The sequence below is a fragment of the Paenibacillus jiangxiensis genome (assembly GCF_046098255.1).
In the GTDB taxonomy this organism is placed as follows: Bacteria; Bacillota; Bacilli; order Paenibacillales; family Paenibacillaceae; genus Paenibacillus; species Paenibacillus jiagnxiensis.
Map to the genome: position 1 here is coordinate 1 of NZ_JBJURI010000035.1, position 20,240 is coordinate 20,240.

At 51.1% G+C, this 20,240-nt stretch carries 17 protein-coding genes; 3 read left to right on the forward strand and 14 right to left on the reverse strand.

Annotated elements, in window-relative coordinates; genetic code table 11:
• The first annotated feature begins 88 nt into the window (after nucleotides 1-88).
• Complete coding sequence (trpS, locus tag ACI1P2_RS26165; RefSeq protein ID WP_355325090.1) at nucleotides 89-1,078, forward strand: tryptophan--tRNA ligase; 990 nt, start codon at nucleotides 89-91, stop codon at nucleotides 1,076-1,078.
• Nucleotides 1,079-1,492: 414 nt separating this feature from the next.
• Here trpS and ACI1P2_RS26170 read toward each other — a convergent pair whose 3' ends face one another.
• From ACI1P2_RS26170 to ACI1P2_RS26180, 3 genes are all read right to left on the reverse strand, one after another.
• Entirely contained in the window at nucleotides 1,493-2,386 is an 894-nt protein-coding gene (locus ACI1P2_RS26170) for a class I SAM-dependent methyltransferase (protein WP_355325093.1), read from the reverse strand.
• Between the two features lie 93 nt (nucleotides 2,387-2,479).
• Complete coding sequence (locus tag ACI1P2_RS26175; protein WP_355325096.1) at nucleotides 2,480-2,881, reverse strand: RrF2 family transcriptional regulator; 402 nt, start codon at nucleotides 2,879-2,881, stop codon at nucleotides 2,480-2,482.
• A gap of 86 nt (nucleotides 2,882-2,967) precedes the next feature.
• Nucleotides 2,968-3,840, reverse strand: a complete 873-nt coding sequence (locus ACI1P2_RS26180) for a LysR family transcriptional regulator (RefSeq protein ID WP_355325099.1) — start codon at nucleotides 3,838-3,840, stop codon at nucleotides 2,968-2,970.
• A 188-nt stretch (nucleotides 3,841-4,028) separates the two neighbouring features.
• On the opposite strand from ACI1P2_RS26180, the gene ACI1P2_RS26185 reads away from it, so the two are divergent.
• Nucleotides 4,029-5,426 carry an MFS transporter gene (locus ACI1P2_RS26185; protein ID WP_408976355.1) on the forward strand — a complete coding sequence of 466 codons (1,398 nt, stop codon included), beginning with the start codon at nucleotides 4,029-4,031 and terminating at the stop codon, nucleotides 5,424-5,426.
• Nucleotides 5,427-5,651: 225 nt separating this feature from the next.
• Nucleotides 5,652-7,685 carry a Na+/H+ antiporter gene (locus ACI1P2_RS26190; RefSeq protein ID WP_355325102.1) on the forward strand — a complete coding sequence of 678 codons (2,034 nt, stop codon included), beginning with the start codon at nucleotides 5,652-5,654 and terminating at the stop codon, nucleotides 7,683-7,685.
• A gap of 103 nt (nucleotides 7,686-7,788) precedes the next feature.
• Here the strand turns inward: ACI1P2_RS26190 and ACI1P2_RS26195 are convergent, their stop codons facing one another.
• The 11 genes from ACI1P2_RS26195 to ACI1P2_RS26245 form a co-directional block, all read right to left on the reverse strand.
• Nucleotides 7,789-8,181: a sensory rhodopsin transducer gene (locus ACI1P2_RS26195; RefSeq protein ID WP_355325105.1), complete on the reverse strand. Its 393-nt coding sequence runs from the start codon at nucleotides 8,179-8,181 to the stop codon at nucleotides 7,789-7,791.
• Nucleotides 8,182-8,218: 37 nt separating this feature from the next.
• A complete protein-coding gene (locus ACI1P2_RS26200; RefSeq protein WP_355325249.1) occupies nucleotides 8,219-9,253 on the reverse strand; it encodes a glycoside hydrolase family 88/105 protein in 1,035 nt (344 codons plus the stop codon).
• Between the two features lie 50 nt (nucleotides 9,254-9,303).
• Nucleotides 9,304-10,566 carry a rhamnogalacturonan acetylesterase gene (locus ACI1P2_RS26205; protein ID WP_355325108.1) on the reverse strand — a complete coding sequence of 421 codons (1,263 nt, stop codon included), beginning with the start codon at nucleotides 10,564-10,566 and terminating at the stop codon, nucleotides 9,304-9,306.
• Nucleotides 10,567-10,618: 52 nt separating this feature from the next.
• Nucleotides 10,619-11,458: a carbohydrate ABC transporter permease gene (locus tag ACI1P2_RS26210; RefSeq protein WP_355325111.1), complete on the reverse strand. Its 840-nt coding sequence runs from the start codon at nucleotides 11,456-11,458 to the stop codon at nucleotides 10,619-10,621.
• Between the two features lie 3 nt (nucleotides 11,459-11,461).
• Nucleotides 11,462-12,364 (reverse strand): carbohydrate ABC transporter permease, encoded by a 903-nt coding sequence (locus ACI1P2_RS26215; RefSeq protein ID WP_355325114.1) that lies wholly within the window; start codon nucleotides 12,362-12,364, stop codon nucleotides 11,462-11,464.
• 158 nt (nucleotides 12,365-12,522) lie between these two features.
• Nucleotides 12,523-13,815 carry an ABC transporter substrate-binding protein gene (locus ACI1P2_RS26220; protein WP_355325117.1) on the reverse strand — a complete coding sequence of 431 codons (1,293 nt, stop codon included), beginning with the start codon at nucleotides 13,813-13,815 and terminating at the stop codon, nucleotides 12,523-12,525.
• A 414-nt stretch (nucleotides 13,816-14,229) separates the two neighbouring features.
• Entirely contained in the window at nucleotides 14,230-15,255 is a 1,026-nt protein-coding gene (locus ACI1P2_RS26225; protein ID WP_355325119.1) for a polysaccharide pyruvyl transferase family protein, read from the reverse strand.
• Nucleotides 15,256-15,495: 240 nt separating this feature from the next.
• Entirely contained in the window at nucleotides 15,496-17,049 is a 1,554-nt protein-coding gene (locus ACI1P2_RS26230) for a response regulator (protein WP_355325121.1), read from the reverse strand.
• Complete coding sequence (locus ACI1P2_RS26235) at nucleotides 17,027-18,805, reverse strand: sensor histidine kinase (RefSeq protein ID WP_355325124.1); 1,779 nt, start codon at nucleotides 18,803-18,805, stop codon at nucleotides 17,027-17,029. Before ACI1P2_RS26235 ends, ACI1P2_RS26230 begins: the two co-directional genes overlap by 23 nt.
• 132 nt (nucleotides 18,806-18,937) lie before the next feature.
• Nucleotides 18,938-19,195, reverse strand: a complete 258-nt coding sequence (locus tag ACI1P2_RS26240) for a hypothetical protein (RefSeq protein WP_355325127.1) — start codon at nucleotides 19,193-19,195, stop codon at nucleotides 18,938-18,940.
• Nucleotides 19,196-19,281: 86 nt separating this feature from the next.
• Nucleotides 19,282-20,148 (reverse strand): inositol monophosphatase family protein, encoded by an 867-nt coding sequence (locus ACI1P2_RS26245; RefSeq protein WP_355325129.1) that lies wholly within the window; start codon nucleotides 20,146-20,148, stop codon nucleotides 19,282-19,284.
• Nucleotides 20,149-20,240: the final 92 nt, after the last annotated feature.

A 20,240-nucleotide genomic window follows, 5' to 3' on the forward strand; every position in this document is an offset into this window, starting at 1 on the left:
ATTTCAACTTATTCATTTTTCAAAGAGCAAAAGGAAAAGAGCAACCCCAAATCAGGAGATGCTCTTAACATACAAGGGAGGAATTGCAATGACAAGCGAAATTATTCTGACCGGAGACCGGACGACCGGCAAGCTTCACCTTGGCCACTATGTGGGAAGCCTGCGCAGCCGTGTCGAGCTCCAGCATGTGTACCCTACTTTCATTCTGCTCGCCGATGTGCAGGCGCTGACCACGCATTTTGAGCATCCCGGGCTGATTGCGGACAGTGTGAGACAGGTCGCACTCGACTATTTAGCCGTCGGGATTGATCCCGAGCGGGCCACCCTGTTCATCCAGTCCATGATTCCGGAAATTGCAGAGCTGACCCAATATTTCTCCATGTTCGTTACCGTCAATTCCTTGCGTCACAATCCGACGGTGAAGAGTGAAGCCAAGGAACGAGGCTATAATGACATGTATTACGGGTTTCTGGGCTATCCGGTGAGCCAGGCGGCAGACATCGCCTTCTGCAAGGCAACCCTTGTTCCGGCGGGGGAAGATCAGATTCCGCATATTGAGCAGGCTCGTAAAATAGTGCGCCGCTTCAACGAACTTTACCGACCTGTGTTCAAGGAGCCCCGCATCCTGACCGGCGGCAGGCTGACCGGCCTGGACGGAGGCAGCAAGATGAGCAAGAGCCTGGGCAACGCCCTGTACCTTGACTCTTCCCGTGAAGAGGTTGAGCTGAAGCTGGCCAAGGCCAAGACGGACCCGGCACGCGTTCGAATGGATGACCCGGGTCATCCGGATATTTGCCCTGCATATGAGTATCACCGGCACTTCAGACCGGAGCAATGCGCAGATATCCATGAGCTGTGCTCCAAAGGCGCGATCAGCTGCACGGACTGCAAAAAGCTTGCCTCCCAAGCGGTCAATGAGCTGCTGGAGCCCATCCGGGAGCGGCGCAGCAGCCTTGCCGGCAGAATGGAGCATATCAATGAAATCCTTGTGGAAGGCACACGCAAAGCACGCGCCGCTGCCCGTGAAACGATGCGCGAGGTGCGGGAGGCGATGGGGATCAATTATTTCGGGGATTGAAGCAACCTGGTTTGTTCGATGAAAAAATTCAAGGTCTGCCCCAAAAGTTATACAAGTACTTTTGGGGCAGACCTTTTTCGTCTACTTCCGCTGGCTGAGCATTAACTCTTGCACAAGATAACTTGTAACTCTGATTAATTCCAGGCTTTCCGCAACAGCCCGGATTTTCGAGCCATATTGCGCCCGCCAGAAATCTAACAGTTGTAGCAGCTGCTATTTTACGAAAATAGACCTGTTCTAAAATCTAACGGTTGTACACGCCGTTATTTGCCTTAATCCAGGCGAAAAATATCCGGGTTAAGGGCAATAAGCGCAATGGTGACCGTTATAATTTGAAATCAACGTTTTTGGAACCAATAGCGGACGTGGCAACCGTTAAAAACGTTTTGTGGTTAGAAATATCGCTTTGCCAACTTAGCCCCGCTTACTGTACATATTTTGATCACGGGTTTGAATAAGCACCTTGCCGAAACGCCCCCCCTGCTGGAAAACGACCTTGTTGTCCGGATAAGCCTGGTGCAGATAATCTGTAACGATACCCCGGGCACGTTGATCATTGGGCTGCTGGTGTACACGGAGCATGGCCATTGCCTCATAAATAGCCTCTTCTATGGACATTTCAACAGTTTTGGTTTCACGGGTAACAAGCGAGGTATAGGAATACCCCTTCAGATAAAGGAGCTGTAGCAGATAATACATCTCGGAATTCCCTTGCTCTCTTCTCCGGCCCGTAATAAGCGGTATGATTTCATCCAGAAGTCCATGCTCGGTGCCGCCTGCTGCCATGCTGATATAACAGAATCGGCTGGCACAGCTGATCAAGTTCTCTACTCTTTGCCAATCACCGGCGGCCGGGACCATGGAGGCAAACACGATATCAAATGCATTCCTCCAGCCCGCAGCTTCAAGATCAATCGCTTCAAAGGTGTCCCGCACCAAATTTACACTTCCGGATTCCAGCCTGCCCGCATTTTCCAGCAGTAAATCAGACAGCGGAATGTTGGGTTCCACAGCTGTAACTGTTGCACCGCGCTCGGCAAAAGGAATCGAGAAGCCGCCCGACGCCGCCCCTACATCCAGCACGGAAGCTCCCGCAAAATTGACACCCTGATTCTCCAGCCAACCGATAATCCTCTCTGTTCTCCGGATCCCCTCCTCGCTGAACACCTGCTTGTTAAATTCCTTGGCTTTGTGGTCAAAGCTGCGAGCGGGGTCCAACCCCGCTTTTTTCGTTCGATTGGCGAACGAGTTTGGATCGTTCTTCCATGCTTCTTCCCAGAATCGCGGGTCAAGTATATCCGTTGTCATAAAAATCATCCCTTCCTTATTTGAGTAAATCCCCATACATCACATCCATAAAAGATCGATTATATCCATGAAAAAATCAACAAAAGCGGCGGATTATGACTCCGCCTTGAATTGTACCGCCAAATCGGCGATTTTCTTGCTGCCCAAAAATTGCTCCAGCTGCTGCTCGGCCTCGGCCACAACCTGCTGAACGAGGCACTCGCTGCCATGATCCAGGCTACACTCAAACATGGAGGCTGTTCCTTCAATCGCGTGTATAACATCCAAAAAAGAGATATCATCCCAGTTGCTCCGCAGGCGATACCCGCCGTTTGCACCTGAAACGGATTGAATCAGCCCGGCCTTGACCAGCTTGGTGAGCATTTTGGACAGGTAAGTTTGGGAAACGCCCATCCTCTCGGCCAAAACAGCTACACCCACAGGTTTATCCGGCGCGGCCGCCACCAGATAGAGCATTACATGCAGCGCATAGTCGGTTGCTTGTGAGTATTTCATAGGTCACACCTTCAATAAAGACTTTATGAGTCTATAATAACTTCATTGTTCCTTATTTTCAAGTATCATGTTCAATAAGAGAGCATTTAATACTTTTTGTAATATTGAATCAAGAAGCGCCGAAACTCCCGGGCGGCGAGGGATAAGTAGCGGTTTTCGCATGAAGCTATAGTGAACGTTCGCTGCGAATCCGGTATCTGCAGCAATGCTACCGGCGATTCATCGCTTTTGCAGGCCGGGACCAAGGCAACACCCAGCCCTGCCTGCACCAGACTCATCAAAGCGGACGGCTCTTCCACCTCACAGACAATTTCCGGGCGTATTCCCGCCTTGCGGCGCAGCTCCTCATTCTTTTCCCTGAATGGATGGCCTTCCTTGTATTCGATGAACGATTCCTGTCCCGTCTCTTGCAGCGTGATGCTCTCTCTCCCTTCCAGCCGATGCCCCGGGGGAACGGCCAGATAGAGGTCGGCGTGCAGAACTGCTATTTCCTCTATACCAGGCTGGTTAAGCGCCGCTGCCGTAAAGCAGAGATCCACCTCGCCTTTATTCAGTAGATTCGCCATATCTGCAGTGGCCGAAGGGGCGATTTGCAAAATGCGAAAATTGACCTCCGGATGCTGCTCACGAAACCGCTTGATCGGACCGGTTAAACGGGGCAGTGCATTGGTTGCGACAGATATTTTCCCACGGTCCGCCCCCGCCAGATCGGATAGCTCTCTTTGGCCCTCCTCCAGCGCATAAAGCGCCTCATCTACCTTCATAAGAAACGATCTGCCATACTCATTTAATTGAATTTGCCGATTACGGCGGTCGAACAGCGGCATACCCAATTCTTCCTCCAGCTTGGCGATCGTCTTGCTCAGTGCCGGCTGGGCGATCCTTAGTTCCTCCGCAGCTTTAGTCATGTGTTCCATCCTGGCTACTTTTTGAAAATACCTCAGCTGCAGCAGTTCCATTCGACAGCCCTCCAATATCGATATACTAAAGGTTATGAATATATACATTAATATATATTTTTAATTATGTAAATTCAATTGTAATATAAGTGGCAGCAGAGCGAAAGATGCGATTTCACTTTTTTAAGTAGGAGATGTTTCAATATGCCTCAGTTCGAAAAAAAGAGGGTTGAATGGAGGACGATTCAATGAATACTATGGAAGCAGATATACAGGCAGGAATCAGATTAATGCGCGTTCTCGCCTTTACTTTGGTCATTTCGGTTATGAACGCGACCATGTTCAATATCGTACTGCCGCAAATGAAAGAGGAGCTGGGGATATCGGTGACGCAGGTAAGCTGGGTGTTCTCCTTTTACACGCTTTTTTATGCCGTCGGGGTGGCGATTTTCGGAAAACTGGCCGATAAATACAGCCTCAAGTCGCTGCTCACCTTCGGCCTGACCGTGCTGGCTCTCGGGTCGCTGATCGGCTTGGCAGCGCAGGCCTTCTGGATGGTGATTGTCGGGCGGATTCTCCAGGCAGCCGGCGCTTCCATCATACCGGTCATGGCCATGCTGATCCCTATACGCTACTTCCCGCCGGAGAACCGGGGAAGAGCACTCGGGATATCGGCCACCGGACTCGCACTGGGCAACGCGGTAGGACCGGTCGTTTCTGCGCTGGTGGTCGGCGCCTTCCATTGGCGATGGTTGTTCGCCATACCGCTGCTAATGATATTCATGCTGCCTTTTTACCGTAAGTATCTGACAGATGAACAGCCCAAAGGCGGACGGGTGGATTGGCTTGGGGGAAGCCTGCTTGCAGTTTCAATCGCCTCCTGTGTTCTTGCAGTGACGCAAGGCAGCTGGGGATTAGGGGCAGGAAGCGCCTTGTTGCTGGTATGCTTTATCTTGCGCGTTCGGACAGCAGCGGAGCCTTTTATCCAGCTGGATCTGTTCCGCAACAAAAGTTATACGTTGGGGTTGATTACTGCCGTCATCGTGATGAGCATCGGTTTTTCCCTGCCCTATCTTACACCCCAGCTGTTAGCTGATGTACAGCAGCTTTCTCCGGCTTGGATCGGTTTTGCCATGGTGCCTGCGGCACTTGTTACCGCCCTCCTGGGAAGACAAGGCGGCAAGCTGGCGGATACGAAGGGCAATGCATTTTTATTTACCGCCGCATCGCTTCTTTTGCTGTCGTGTTTTGCGCTGCTGGCGTTATTTACGGGTGCGCCTGCGCTCCTGATCGCCTGCTTTCTGATCTTCGGCACGCTGGGGCAGGCTTTTATGCAAATCGCCTTGTCCAATACCATTTCCGGAACGCTCTCACGGGAAAGAGCCGGAGTCGGCATGGGCCTCCTGTCCATGATCAACTTTCTTTCCGGAACCATCTCAACGCTGATTTACAGTAAAGCACTTGACCATGGAGCCGGGACGGCCTGGAATCCGTTCAATTCTTTTACCGGCACATTTGTGTTCAGCAATATTTATCTCTCCTTATTCGCTCTGTATGTCGTGCTCCTCGTGGTCTATCGGCTTTATCTAAAAAGACATCTGATTGCCCCCGGACAGATGAAAGAAGGGACACTATCCAGGCCTTAGCCAGCGAGACGATCCGGTACAGATATCAGATTGAAAAATTTAGAGACCCTCGCAAATGAGGGTCTTTTTTATGGTTATAGAATTACCGGCCCTCATGTTCAGTTCATATTCAGTTCATAATAGTTCCCTATCCTTACCTCGTATAACAAAGATAAACTTCCATACAATAAAACTCCCACCAAATAAATTAAGATTTCCAAGAAGAATTCGCTTAGGAGGAACAACGTGGAAATATTAATGACCATCATGTTGCTGCTTGTGTGTTTGGTGATTTCAAATATCATCAGCCACTATGTGCCTTTCATACCTACCGCCTTGACTCAGATTGTCTTAGGCATCGTCATCGCACTCATACATCAAGATTTCCATCTTGAGATCGAAACCGAATGGTTCTTGCTGCTCTTCATTGCTCCGCTCGTGTATAACGACGGCAGACATTTTCCGAGAGACGAGCTGTGGAAAATGCGGGCGCCGATTTTCGGAAATGCCATCGTTCTGGTGCTGTTGACGACGATCTGCGGGGGATACTTTATTCATTGGATCATTCCCGGCATTCCAATTGCGGCAGCCTTTGCCTTAGCCGCCATTCTGTCCCCCACAGACCCTGTTGCGGTGAATGGCATCGCCAAGCGTGTTCATCTTCCAGGTGAAGTGTTGAATCTGGTGCGAGGAGAATCCCTCATCAACGATGCTTCCGGGCTTGTGGCTTTTAATTATGCGGTAGCTGCGGTTGTCACGGGTTATTTTTCGCTGCGTGAAGCGATTTTCAACTTTACATATATGTTTATCGCCGGGGCTTTCTTGGGCTTCGCGCTCAGCTTACTGATGACGTGGGTCCGGTATGCCTTGCGCAAAAACGGGATCAGCGATGTCACTTTGCATTCTTTACTTCAATTATTGACACCTTTCCTTATTTATATTGTTACTGATGAGATGCTGCACGCTTCCGGAGTCATTGCGGTCGTTGTAGGTGGGATTGTTCATTCTTTGCTCCGGGAGAGAGCGGAACCTATGCAAGCGGAGGAACAGGTTCTAACGGAAAATACATGGACAACGGTGTTGTTTATCTTGAATGGAGCGGTATTCCTATTGCTCGGCTTAATCATTCCTCCGTCTATTCGTTCAACATTCGAGAATCCAAACATTCATAATGTTCTTGCGATCGGGTATGTCCTGGCGATCGGGACAGCGATATTGGCCATCCGCTTCATCTGGTCGTACTTATTTTCTTGTTATGAGTATCGTTTCAAAAGAAAGGAACACGCAGCCAAACCAACGGTCAAAATGACACTATTGGTTAGTTTCACAGGTGTTCGAGGCGCTGTGACGATGGCCGCAGTATTGTCTATTCCGTTTATGATCGAAAGCGGGGAAGCATTCCCTGAACGGTCCCTGATCATCTTCTTGGCGGCAGGTGTTATTTTGTTTACTTTGATCGCAGCCACCGTGTTTCTCCCCTTGATAAGCAAAGGAGAGACATCCGAAGGGGAGTTATCCAATTATTTGGATATAAATGCAGCCAAGAGCAGACTGCTGCTGGCGGCGATGAAGAAGATCCGCTTAGAAACGAACGAAGACAATGAAACCGCGGCATATCAATTGATGGATGAGTATAAAAAGTCCTTCAAGCAAACGAGTTTCGAGCAAAATTCGAAGGATAAAGACAACAAAGAGTTTGTGCAAAAAATTATGGAAATCCGGTTGATGGCGCTAAAAGTAGAGAGAAAATACATTGAAGATGCGATGGCTAAAGGAGAAATGGACGAGGAGTTATTCCAATTCTTCATGAAAGCTTTCGAACTTCGTGGAGAGGCTCTTTCCAGAAATGCAAGATCAAGGTTTAGATTCCTCGTCGGGAACGTCTTCCGAGACTGGAAGCATTCGACCGGCAAGGATCGTCGAAATCGTGGTAAGGAACGAATGGCCCAACGTCTGGCAGGAAAGGAAATCCAATTAAGAGCCTCGCAAGCAGCTCTGGAGCATCTGGAAGTCATGGCGAAAGAACGCGAGGATGCCAATATCATTTATCCCGTCATTTTCGATTACAAGCAAATGATCGATCGTTTAAAAGGGCCATCCCAATTTAATGAAGCTGTTGAAGCGCAAAAAGAAGAACTGCGAATCGGTGTGATGGACGTGGAACGTGCGGAGATTCACCGCATGTACAAGGACGGGGAAATCAGCAACGAACAAGCAAAAGACTTGAGAAGAATGATAAATTATATCGAGAGCGCAACGCTTCACGAGCATGCGGAATAAGAAAATTTATCCATTCGTAACCGGCACGTCTCAAAACATACAGAGGAGCCCTAGGGCAGTAGGCCTCTCGGGGCTCCCCTCATGCTTTTGCAGCTATATGATTTCACTTGTCCGCCGGATAGGCCATCACGCTCATCAACGCCAGCTCCGGCTGGGTCGTGTCGAGCCTGCTGTACTGGACGAACACCGGCACGTCGCTCTCAACCGTGATCGCATAAGGCACTGCCTCCGGAATCCGTTCGCTGTTCTTTTCCAGCGAAGCGGTCCGGATATGGCGGGTCCGTCTTCCCTCGACTACCTCCTCAATCCCTTCCAGCGGCTCGCAGTCCTCGAAATATATATTAATTCTCAGCTGTGCCGCCTCATCCCCACAGTTCAGAACACAGATGCTCTCGTGGCTGACCAGCTCTCCGCTGCTGTCCGGCGGAATATAACCGTCAGGAATGACCCAGAAGCAGCTTCCCCTGTTATGCTTGTTTAACTCTCCAGCACTCATTGCCCAACCTCCTTTGCCTCACCAAAATACCCTTCCGTCATCCAAAAGGATTTTCTTTCGTGCGCAGCAGCTCAGCCAGGAATGCCAGCGTAAGCCCCTGTCCCCAGCCTTGAATCCGTTTGTAAGGTACTTCCCGGTAGCCATCGATATCGTTCATGACGGCCGTGCCTGCCGATACGCCTGTAACTGTACCGTCCTCCTTGATGGTGGACAAAATGCCGTCAATGGCCTTCTGCGAATATTTATTGTACAGTCTGCCCTGCATCAGCAGCGCCGTTGCAATGCCCGCCGAGCCCGACGTTTCCAGATAGGAGGTTTCGTCATCCAGAACCGTATGCCACAGACCTTCCGGCGACTGCAGACGGACAAGGGCGCTCATTTGATCGCGCAGAGACCCGGCGATGATCATATAGGACGGATGCTGCACCTCGATCAGCTTCAACGCTTTGGCCATCGTCAAGGCCGCCCAGGAATTGCCGCGCGCCCAATAGATGCCGGACATATGATTCTGGTTCACATGGTCCCAGCCGTGATAATACAGATTTGTATCCGGGTCCTGCAGAAATTCCTCGTGGCCGTGATACTGCTTCAAGCCATCGTCGAAGTACTCCTTACTCCCCAGCAGGTGACCGATTCTGAGCAGGTAATAGCCAGCCATAAACATCGTATCCACCCACGCCTGCTGTGGAAATACATCATGAAGCGAATTGACGGTATGCTGGAAAATGCCGTCCGCGAACCGCTCCGCCTTATGTGCCAGAAATTCGGCCATTTCCTTAGCAATATTCAGATACGTCTCGTCATTGGTCGCCTGATACAGCGTCAGCAGGCAGTGTCCGATGGACACTCCGTTCACCGACAGCTTCGGCAGCCCATCCTCGATATTTTCATCCACCCAAGCCTTCAGCTTGTGCAGATATTCCTCCTTCCCCGTGGCATCATATGCTTCGCACACCCCGTAAAATGCCACTCCACCGGGCCAGTCCCAGCTGAAATCCATATTAAAGGTTCTTTCAACTACCCGATCAATGACCTGTCTTACATGCTCCTCATCAAAAACAAGTGCCGGCATTTCCAACAGCTCCTCCCGTTCATTAATCTGCATCAGTGCATAACTCCCTGCTATCTCAAATACATCAGCAAAGGCTGAAGACGAAGCTCGCGCACGGCCTCCGCTACCAGCGCTGCAATCCTGACCGCACCCGTCTCCTGAAAATGGGTGTTATCCTCCGTCCCGGCGGGAAAATTCAAGTATTCTCCCGGCAGCGTCCACATAAACAACTCCTTGCTGCCCTCCGGTCCGGCTTGTTCCAGCAGGGCGCGTGTTTTCTCCGCCAGATCGATCAGCGGCACGCCGCATTCCGCGGCCAGGTCTCGCACAGCAGGTATGTACTCCCCATGTGTGTCCAGCAGACGTCCCTCTTCGTCAAAATATCTCCGCTGTACCGGCGTAATCAGCACCGGCTGGCCCTGCACAGCCCTGGCAGCGTCAATATACCTGCGTAAATATTCCTTATACGTCGTATGCGCATCCGTGCTCCGCTGCGGGTCGGCCTTCTCATCGTTATGCCCGAACTGGATCAGCAGAAAATCGCCCGCCTTCATGCGGGTCAGCAGCGCATCCAGCCGCCCTTCTTCAATAAAGCTGCGCGAGCTCCTGCCTGATACCGCGTGATTGTCCACACATACATCATGCTTGAACAGGGCGGGCAGCATCTGTCCCCAGCCTGCGTACGGATAGCCGGAAGCCGGCTGATCCGTGACGGTGGAGTCACCTGCCAGAAAGAGAGTCAGCGTCTGCGGGGCGGGCGTGATCTCCAGCGCATTCACACGTGGCGCCTTGCCCGAGAAGGCCAGCCGCAGCATGCCTCCATATACCGGAACGGAGAAGCGATGCTCCACGAACTGCCCTGCTGCCGTCCGGATGGGCGGAAGCATGCGCTTGCTTCCCCCCGCTTTGACCACCGTATGCGTATCTGCCAGCTCATCTCCGGTGAGCATGTTCACCATATAGGTGCCATCCGGCAGATCGGCACGGAAAACGGCGCCAAGCGGGATACAGAAGCTGCCCCGCAGACGTGTTGAAACGGCATCTCCTGCGGGGGCAGCAATACTGCCTGCTTCTCCCGTCTTCCCATCGTCTTCCTGCAGACGCCGATCCCGGCCATAGACACTGCCGCCGACTTCAAAGCCATACCCTTTATCTGCATCATACCGGCAATCCAAACCAACAGCCGTATAACCCTCTGCTGCATCCCCCGGCCCGAAATCGAATCTCCAGCCTTCTGCCCGGGCCAGCTCCTTATCCCTATCCACCTGCTTTCCAGCCTGCTGCGCCTGCCCGCTGTCCAATGCCGGCAGGCCTGCCGCTTCAGCATTTTTCATTTCTGCTCCCCTTCCTTCACCCATATTCCTTCCAGATTCAACCGTTTCCCTATTACCCCTTCAAGCCGCTGGTGCTCATTCCTTCAACAATCTGCTTTTGGAATAAGAAAAATACGACAATAACCGGAACCAGACTCACGATGGACATGGCGAACATCCCGCCCCAGTTGGAGGCAGCTTCACTGTCGAGGAACATTTTCAGTGCCATGGATACCGTATATTTTTCCGGAGAGTTCAAATAGAGCACCGGTCCCAGCAGATCCTCCCATCTCCAGTAGAAGGAGAAGATAGCCGCTGTGGCGAGCGATGATTTCAGCAGGGGCAAAATAATTTGCGCATACAGCCGGAATTTTCCACACCCGTCAATGGTGGCCGCTTCATCCAGCTCGCTTGGGATCGTACGGATAAACTGGATCATCAGGAAGATGAAGAACGGCATCCCGAAAAATGCGGGTACAACGATGGGCAGGATCGTATTCAGCCAACCCAGCTTGGAAAAGATGATATACTGCGGCACCAGTACCACGTCATGCGGCAGCATCAAAGTCACCATCATGAGCGCAAACCAGAAGTTTCGCCCCCGGAAGCGGAGACGGGCAAAACCGAATGCGATCAGTGAAGAGGATATGACCGCTCCGATGGTCGAAATGACAACAAGCACAAGCGAGTTATAAATATACTTGCCAAAGCTGTAACCGGAGACGCCCTGCCAGCCAACCGGGTAGTTCTCCCACTTCCATTCTGCGGGCCACAGCGTGCCTGCCGTAACGAAAATGGTACGGCTTTCCTTGAACGAACTGAACAGCATCCAGATCACCGGATAGAGCATCGCTATGGCCAGCGCGGCTACAAGCACATGGTAAAGAGGCCATTTGACCGTTTTCCAGACCATAATTTAGCGCCCCCTTTCCGCTTCGTAGAACACCCAGTATTTCGATGTCACAAACAGGACAGCCGTCAAAATCCCGATAATGATCAGCATCACCCAGGCCATGGCGGAGGCATAACCCATGTTGTTAAACATAAACGCCTGGCGGAACAGATACAACGAATAAAGCATCGTCCCATCCAGCGGACCGCCTTCGCCTTTGGAAATGATATATGCAGGCACAAAGGTCATGAAAGCGCTGATCGTCTGCATGATCAGATTGAACAGAATGATCGGGCTGAGCAAGGGCAGCGTGATGCTGAAAAACTTGCGCACCGGACTGGCACCGTCCACACTGGAGGCCTCGTACATCTCGTAAGGAATGTTTTTCAGACCTGCCAGAAAAATAAGCATGGAGGACCCAAACTGCCATACAGACAGCGCGATCAGCATGACCAGGGCGGCGTCAGGATCCCCGAACCAGCGCACAGGACCTGCACCGAACAGCCCCAGCAGCTTGTTGATAATACCCTCATTGCTGAAAATATTACGCCACATAATGGACACAGCCACGCTGCCCCCGATAATGGAAGGCAGATAATACATGGTCCGGTAGGCCCCTACCATACGGGATTTCGTATTCAGAATCATGGCGATGAATAAAGCAAATATCAGTCGTAATGGCACCCCGAGGAATACGTAAGTAAAAGTAACTCTAATAGAAGTCCAATACTTCGGATCGCCAGTAAACATTTTTTCGTAATTGTCCAGCCCTATCCAGCGGGGCGAGGTGAACAGATTGTAGCTCGTAAAGGAAAGATACAGTGAAATGAACATGGGAATGAACGTAAAAGCCAGAAAGCCGATGATGAACGGGCTGATAAAAGCGTACCCCGTCAAATCCGCCCTGAGCGTAGACTTGAGCCTCAAAAGGACCAACCTCCTTAAAATGCGTCCGGCTCCCCGCGTAAGCCGGGCACACGGTATATCACGCTGTTCGTACGGCGGGCGCATAAGGGACAGACAGCGGACGCCTGTCCCCAAAGCCTGCCCTTTATGCGGAGCCGTGCTGTTTTTTATCCGTCCGACTACATATTGTTGGCCAGGATGGCGTTCGCGTCCGCGCGGAACTTGGCTGCCGCATCCTCAGGCGTCATTTGTCCGAAATTGACCTGTTCCACATAGTCTGCCAGGGCTGCGATCACTTCAGGCGATCCGACCGGAGGCGGAGGGCTCATTGGCGAAGCCTTTGGTTCCATTGCGGCGACAAAGTCAAATACCTGCTGTGTCTGTTCACTCAGCTCAGGCGCGATTGCTTCCTTGATCTTGCTGGAGATCGGCACACCCCGCTCCCCCTTGATCAGCTTGTTGGCTTCCACGTCATTGATGAAGAAGTCGATAAACTTGGCCGCCTCTTCCTTCACTTTGGAGCTGGAGGCAATGGACCAGTACATCGACGGCTGCATGTAGATCCCTTTTTCCATATCCGGACCGAACATCGGAGCCAGCTCCATCGGTTTGTTGGCTACCTGCTGCAATGCCACATATTGGTTGGACCACTGCCATTCGCCGATGCCTTTGCCCTTCACAATCTGGTTCTCTTCCAGAATGCCTTTGGTCTGGCTTGTAATTTCCGGTGATGGTGTACCGCCGTTCTTAATGTTTTCAGCCATAGCCCCGAAGAATTCTACGAATAGCTGGTCGTCATCGTATCCCAGTGCGTTGCCTTTCGCGTTGTACAGTGACAGCCCTTTGGTACGGAGGAAGTAATTGAAGAAAATATCCGGCTGCATGCCGTTGTCGAAATATACACCTTTTGCCCCTGCCTGTTTGTTCAGCTCTTTGTACTGATCCCAGGTCCAGTTCTCCGGAATTTCCAGCCCGGTCTCCTTGAGCTTAGCCGGATCATATTGATAGCCAAGCACATTGACTCCGGTAGGAATTCCATACTGCTTGCCTTCGACGATACCTGTTTTCAGAACGTTTTCTGCTACATCTCCAAGCTGAACCGATTGGTTTACATAAGGTCCCAGATCCTCAAGCTGCCCGTTTTTCGCATACTGGGTGATATAAGACACGTCCATCTGGATGATGTCAGGCAGCTGATTGGCTGCCGCCTGCGGCGCGAGCTTTTTCCAGTAGTCGTCGAACAAGGCGTATTCCACGTCGATTTTCACGTTCGGATGCTTTTGCTTATACAGGTCGATGACCTGCTGTGTGTATTCATTTCGCTTATCCGACCCCCACCAGGCAATGCGCAGCGTAACCTGTCCATCACCTGAATTTTGCCCGGCATTATTGCCGCTTCCTCCCCCGCCACCGCAGGCTGCAGTCAGCATGAGCATGAGAACCATGACCGCCAAGAGACTCTTTTTCTTCATGTAGCTCTCCCCTTTTCGCCATAATTGTGGAGCCCAACCGATGTATCCAATAATTTATTGTTAACGCTTTCATTTGCTCCTGGGTGTATTGTCTCAAATCGTCCCGCTGTTTTGAATACACAAATCCGGCCTCGAATCTTCAAAAAACAGAGGAACCGCTGCTGCGGATCAAATGCTCCGCCGCTTCCAGCTCCCGTTCGCTTGGCTGCAAACGATCCACACAATGTACACGCTTTCAAAAGAAGGACTCCTCATAATCGAAGGCTTCCCCCTCGACATCCTGTTGTGGCAAAGGTATCCGCGAGGGAAGACGTATGACAGAGAAATTTTGGAGCAAGAACCCTTTCATGTTTGACAACACTCATCCGCATTTGTAAAATGCCCGCGCCTAGCGCACACATGCTTTGATTTATTTTAAGATTCAAAAGCATCTTTAAGAAATTGAAGTGAATTATTACGATATGCACTTGTTTTTGATTCGTCTATATGATGAAGAGTAACATCATCAATATTTGGAATATTTGATGTAGCATAAACATAGCAAGAAGATAAGTCAAACGCATCCAGCAGAGCTATCAGTCTTGAATCCATTGATTTGGGGTCATGTGGATTATCAGATACCGGGAAAACCAAAAATGGAACCTTATATAAAATGGCAAAAACAGCCCCATGAAAAGCACTAGTAATAAAATACTTAGCGTGTTTTATGTACCCTACAAATTCCTTCGGACCAACCGTAGCTGCTCCAGCAGTTGCAAGAGATATAATCTCGTATCCGTACTTTTGTGAAAGTGCTTCAGCATATTCCTGAACCCCTGTATCTCGTAAATCATAAGTGAGTATATAGGCTTTTTCTGGCGGAGTGGCAGCTATATCATCCCATTCGGATTTATCAAGAAGCATTACAGGATCCAATACATGAGTAACATCTCCATTTTTCATCGTTTTCACAAAAGGGATTGCACTTTTTTCACGAACAGAAACAAAGTCTAAGGAATTAACGTGTGGAGCAAGGATATTTTTTCGATGGGGCTCTATTTCTGCTCCTCCCATGCTTGCTGCGTATGCAATTTTCGTTTTTGATGCTGGAACAAAAGAAAGTGCCATACAGGGTAAATTGTCATCGGAAAGAACATGCGGAATACCCCATATTTGGTCGCTACCGCAAACAAAAATATCGTAATCATCAACACATTCTGCAATATCAGATACTGTATATAAACGTTCGCTGTGGGGAATGCTTTCGGAAAAAATCCTAAAATGTTCAGCACTTTTAGCACTTTCACATGCTTGTAAGTAGTATTCGTTTTGCCACTTGAATGTAATTTGCTCACAATGAAATCCTAACTTAGCTATAGCTTTTTGCAGTGCATAGGCTCCAAGTTGGCCACCGTAATTATAGTTTTTGTAATAAACAGTAATAATTCCAACTCTTTTCATAATAATCTCCATTCCGACTAAGTCGGCACAAACAGGAATGAAAGAAAAGTGCCGAAAAGTCTACATAAATTTGAATGCCAAAGCCCAAGCGAAGGCGCGGGAGGGGAACAAAGTTCCCTCCGTTATTCGCTTGTGGATACCAGGAGATACATCTCGTTGTATTTTAGGCTGCGAGTGTATTGTCTCGAATCTTCAAAAAACAGAGGAACCGCTCTTGCTTGAGACGGTTCCTCTGTTTTGCTAATCATGAGATTTAATGTATTCGGAAGGTGTCATGCCGGTCCATTTCTTGAACACCTGGCTGAAATACTGCGCATTGCCGCCAAACCCGAACATTTCGGCCAGCTCGAACACCTTCACATCTCCGCTGCTGCGGATGTACTCTGCTGCCCGTTCAATCCGGAAGCGGTTCACGTAGTGGGAGAAGGTCTCTCCCGTGACTTTTTTGAATATTTTGCCGAGATAATCGGAATTCATATACAGCATCTGGCTGGCGACCCCATTCAGCGAAAGCTCCGAATTGGCATAGTTCTCCTCGATAATGACGAGCATCTTCTCTACCGTGGAGGATTGGCGGTGAATGTTCCGCTTGTAGTACATGGACGTCAGCCTCTCCACCGCGTCTTTCACAAAATCCTGCAAAGCCGGCAGCGTGCCGATCTCCGCAAGCTCCGCCATTCGCGCCGTAAAGAGCGGACGTTCCTCCTCCGGACAAATGCGGATCATCGCCGCGTACAACTGCAGCACATAGGAACGGGTGACCATGATTTCATACCTCTGCTGCGCCATGATGGTGAACAGGCGCTCCACCTCGGCGGCTGCTTCCTCCACATTACCCGCCTTGACCAGCAGGCAAAATTTGTCCTCATCCATCTCAAAATCCGCATTCTCCCTGGCCTCCGCCGGGGCGATATCCTCCTTGGTGATCAGGCTGCCTTTGCCCGTATAAAAACGGTGATTCATACAGTGCAGCGTCTCCCTATACAATCGCCTCGCATGCTGCATTCGGTCCCCTTCGCTGACAGCGGCCGTCACCTCCAGCTTGTAAAACCTGCTGAATGTGGCCCTGACCGTCTCAATGTCCCGGATCAGCCCTGCCGAATCGTGCGGATTCTCCACGACGATCAGCAGCTGGCCTTCGATGCCAGTGCTGAACAGAACATCCTGCAGCAGATCGGCGGCAATATTCTGCAGCGCAAACAAATGCTCCGGCTCATGCGCTTCCTCCAGCCTGAGCAGCAGCATCCTGACCTCTCCCCCGCCCAGCTCAAGACCGAACAACTGCTGGTAATATTCCAGCTCGCGGCTGCCGTAGGTTTTATTAGTGACCAGCTCCCTGAGAAACTGCTCTTTGACATGTGGCAGCATTTTCCGAAAATCCTGCTTCATGCGGCTGACGAAGCTCGCCCGCTCTTGCTGCTCCTTCCGTTCTAACAGCAGCTCCGCCAGCGCTTCCTGAATCTGCTGCTCATTGCATGGCTTCAGCAGATAATGCTTGACACCGTATTGCATCGCCCGGCAGGCATAATCAAAATCCTTGTAGCCGGACAGCATGATAAACCGGATATCCGGGAATTGCTCATGCGTCTTGGCGACAAGACCGATGCCGTCCAGGCCGGGCATGGAAATATCGCTGATCACAATATCGGGCTGGACTGCACGGATCTGGTCAAAAGCCTCGATGCCGTTGCGGGCCGTTCCGACAAGCCGGGTGCCGGTCCCGCTCCAGTCCACGACCTGTGAAATGCCGTCCAGAATGACACGTTCATCATCAACCAGCAGCACTTTGTACATGCTGTTCTCCCCCTTCGATTAAAGGAATCCTTATCGTGACCGACGTTCCTTCATCCGGTCGGCTGTCAAGCTCAAGCCCCCACTGCGGTCCAAAGGTCAGATGGATGCGTTCCTGAATATTGTTCAGACCGATGCCCTGCCCGCGCGTCCGGACCTGTCCGCTGCGCAGCCTGGCAAGGAACTCGCCGCTCATGCCGGGGCCGTCATCCTGTACGCTGACGAGCAGCACACCATTTTCCTCATACGCAGTAATTGTGATGGTACATGGATCAATATTGGGCTCAAGCGCATAATGAATGGCATTTTCAACCAAAGGCTGCAGTGTCAGCTTGGGGATAAGAGCTTTATCCAGCCCTTCCGCGATATCCAGGCTGAAACGGAGACGTTCTTCAAACCGGGTCGTTTGGATCGTGACATAGCTGCGGACAATGTCCAGCTCCTTTTCAAGCGGGATCAGCTGCTCCCGGAAGCTTACGGCACTGCGCAGCAGAAAGCCGAGCGCCTCCACCATTTCCGATATTTTATGCTGCTTGTTCACCTTCGCCAGCCAATTGACCGATTCAAGTGTATTGTATAAAAAATGAGGGTTAATCTGCGCCTGAAGCGCTTTCAATTCCGTTTCCCGCAGCAGCAGCTGTTTGGCATAATTCTCGTTAATCAGCTCGCGAATGCGCCTGATCATCTTCCTGTAGGTCCGGTGCAGCAGCCGCACTTCGTCGTGAGAGGTTGAAGGAATCATCCCGAGGGCTTCTTCCTCAAGTCTGTCCAGGTCGCCCTTCTCAATATTGCGCATTTGCCCGATCAGCTGGTGAATCGGTCTCGTAATGCTGCCTGACAATCTTGCTGCCAGAGCCAGTGCAATAACAAGCAATAGAATAAAAATTACAGTAATCAACTGCTTAATGATTGAGATACTGCGAAACATATCGTCAAACGGGGTTGTATGCAGGTAAGTCCAGTTTGTGTAGGAAGAGCGTGCCTGTGCCGTAAAATACGTTCCTCCCGCATAAGTGCCGATTCCGTACGGCTGCTCCCTCTCCAGCTCGGCTTTGAGCTCGTCCGGGTGAAGCAGGGGTTTTTCCGGATAAATGATTTGCGTCCCGTCCGTGATGATGAGCTGACCGGTATCCTCATCATGCACACGGTCGTTGACGATCCGATCAATCCGGATGCGCACAACCAAAGTCCCCAGACCTTCCAGAGAAAAAGAGGAGTCCGTGAAGGATTTGATCTGCCGGACCGCAAACAATGAAGATTGCCCACTGGCATACCAGGCGTTGGAGCCGCTTTTTCCCTCCGCCAGCCTGGTCAGGTCTGACTGCAGCCGTTCGGACATGTCTTCCCGGTTCCCGGCAGACATGACATAACGCTGATTGTCGATCAGCATCATGGAATAGACATATTTCTCCGATCCTGCGAACGCAATCAGCCGGTTGGTAATCTTCTTGCGCAGCACCAGCTTCTCATAAGGAGACGTCTCTCTCTTCAGCTGCCGAAGATATTCCTGCAGGGGCTCATCGGACACCACCTTGAAGGTGAGCTGCTCCATGTCCTTGAGCTGATTCTCTATCCCGATGGAGGACATATTGAGCACTTCAGACGTCTTGAGATACATTTGTTCATCATAAATCCGAAACACATAACCCAGCACCGCCGCAAAAATAATAAAGCTGACGAGCATCAGCATTGAAATGAGCAGCATCATCTTGCGATGAATCCCAGCGTGTATGAAAGCGTTTTTAAATATATGCGCCATCATATCTCCTCCTTCACGTTTCGTGCGGTGCGGGGGCAGGAGCTTCGGATAACTTGAACATCCTGATCTTAAAAAAATACCCCATGCCCTGGACTTCGGCAAGAGGTATTTTCACAAAATGTACCATATTTTTCATTTTTGATCCCGCTCATCCACGGGCTTCGAGTGCTGCGCTCGTTTCATGTAATCATCGTAGCGGCCGTCCAGCTCCTTGGCCATGCTGCGGTACTTCAGCGTATGCTCAACAATCGGGTCAAGCCGGGTCTGGATGCGGACCTCGTACTTGGGCGAGAGCCTCGCCCGTTCCCGCTCTTTCTCATCCTCCGTGTGCATCTCGCCTTCTGTCAGCATATCGCGCAACCTGCGTTCCAGCTCTTCCGGGTTTTCCATAACTTCATTCCTCCTTCTGCCGCAGCCTGCGGCCGTGAATTCAGTATGGGCAGTTATTGCCGCAGCCATGTATCCGCCAGGCCGGATTACTCCTGCCCGGTTGCACCCGCTTCCTTCAGGACGGCAGCCAGCTCCTGGTGAATCGCGCCGTTGCTGGCAATTACATGCCGGACGCCGAGATCATAAGGCTGGCCCAGCGTATCGGTGACGGTGCCGCCCGCTTCCTGCACCAGCAGCGCGCCCGCGGCCAGATCCCAGGCGTTCAGGCCGACCTCCGTATACGCGCTGAGTCTTCCCGCCGCCACATATGCTAAGTGCAAGGCAGCGGACCCGACAGCGCGCAGGCTTCTGACCTGCGGAGCCAGGGCCTGAACGGCCCGCATGTTGACAGGCATGGCAAAGCCGGGGTCCGGCGGAAAACCGATAGCCACCAGACTGTCAGAGAGGCGGTCTTCGCCGGATACGGTCATGGGATTGCCATGAACATAGACGCCCTTGCCTTTCTCGGCCACAAACATCTCATCCCGCGAAGGGTCATAAATAACACCCACGATGACCTCACCCTTATGAGCCAGGGCGATCGATACGGAATAGAAGGGAAGTCCGTGCACAAAATTGGTTGTTCCGTCCACCGGATCGACAATCCAGAGATACTCCTCTTCAAGCGCGGCGGCAAGCGCTTTGGCAGACGCTTCTGCTCCAGGCTTCACACCTTCTTCACCGAGGATGGCATGATCCGGAAAATGGGTCAGGATCAGCCGGCGAATCATCTGCTCGGCCCCTTTATCCACCTCAGTTACAAGATCCTGCGGCGAATGCTTCGTGCTCAGCTGCTTGACGGTGCCCAGCCTGCTCTTGATCCATTCTCCCGCCTTGGAAGCGGCGTTGACCGCCACTGCAGTATAACTTTTGCTTGATACGACATAGGGAACCTTTTCTTCACCATTCTCCATCAAAACGCTCACTCTACTTTCTATATCAATCTATCGAGCAATACTATGATGCTTTAACAGGATACGCCATGCCCGATGCAAAGTTTCGCCTA

What these genes read in the sequence shown, in the direction of transcription:
- ACI1P2_RS26200 (WP_355325249.1), bottom strand. Translation starts at nt 9,253, where the DNA reads ATGCCGGCACTTGTTTTTGATGAGGAGCATGTAAGACAGGTCATTGAT.
- ACI1P2_RS26185 (WP_408976355.1), top strand. Translation starts at nt 4,029, where the DNA reads ATGAATACTATGGAAGCAGATATACAGGCAGGAATCAGATTAATGCGC.
- ACI1P2_RS26195 (WP_355325105.1), bottom strand. Translation starts at nt 8,181, where the DNA reads ATGAGTGCTGGAGAGTTAAACAAGCATAACAGGGGAAGCTGCTTCTGG.
- ACI1P2_RS26225 (WP_355325119.1), bottom strand. Translation starts at nt 15,255, where the DNA reads ATGAAAAGAGTTGGAATTATTACTGTTTATTACAAAAACTATAATTAC.
- ACI1P2_RS26180 (WP_355325099.1), bottom strand. Translation starts at nt 3,840, where the DNA reads ATGGAACTGCTGCAGCTGAGGTATTTTCAAAAAGTAGCCAGGATGGAA.
- ACI1P2_RS26220 (WP_355325117.1), bottom strand. Translation starts at nt 13,815, where the DNA reads ATGAAGAAAAAGAGTCTCTTGGCGGTCATGGTTCTCATGCTCATGCTG.
- ACI1P2_RS26210 (WP_355325111.1), bottom strand. Translation starts at nt 11,458, where the DNA reads ATGGTCTGGAAAACGGTCAAATGGCCTCTTTACCATGTGCTTGTAGCC.
- ACI1P2_RS26175 (WP_355325096.1), bottom strand. Translation starts at nt 2,881, where the DNA reads ATGAAATACTCACAAGCAACCGACTATGCGCTGCATGTAATGCTCTAT.
- ACI1P2_RS26240 (WP_355325127.1), bottom strand. Translation starts at nt 19,195, where the DNA reads ATGGAAAACCCGGAAGAGCTGGAACGCAGGTTGCGCGATATGCTGACA.
- trpS (WP_355325090.1), top strand. Translation starts at nt 89, where the DNA reads ATGACAAGCGAAATTATTCTGACCGGAGACCGGACGACCGGCAAGCTT.
- ACI1P2_RS26230 (WP_355325121.1), bottom strand. Translation starts at nt 17,049, where the DNA reads ATGTACAAAGTGCTGCTGGTTGATGATGAACGTGTCATTCTGGACGGC.
- ACI1P2_RS26235 (WP_355325124.1), bottom strand. Translation starts at nt 18,805, where the DNA reads ATGGCGCATATATTTAAAAACGCTTTCATACACGCTGGGATTCATCGC.
- ACI1P2_RS26170 (WP_355325093.1), bottom strand. Translation starts at nt 2,386, where the DNA reads ATGACAACGGATATACTTGACCCGCGATTCTGGGAAGAAGCATGGAAG.
- ACI1P2_RS26205 (WP_355325108.1), bottom strand. Translation starts at nt 10,566, where the DNA reads ATGAAAAATGCTGAAGCGGCAGGCCTGCCGGCATTGGACAGCGGGCAG.
- ACI1P2_RS26245 (WP_355325129.1), bottom strand. Translation starts at nt 20,148, where the DNA reads ATGGAGAATGGTGAAGAAAAGGTTCCCTATGTCGTATCAAGCAAAAGT.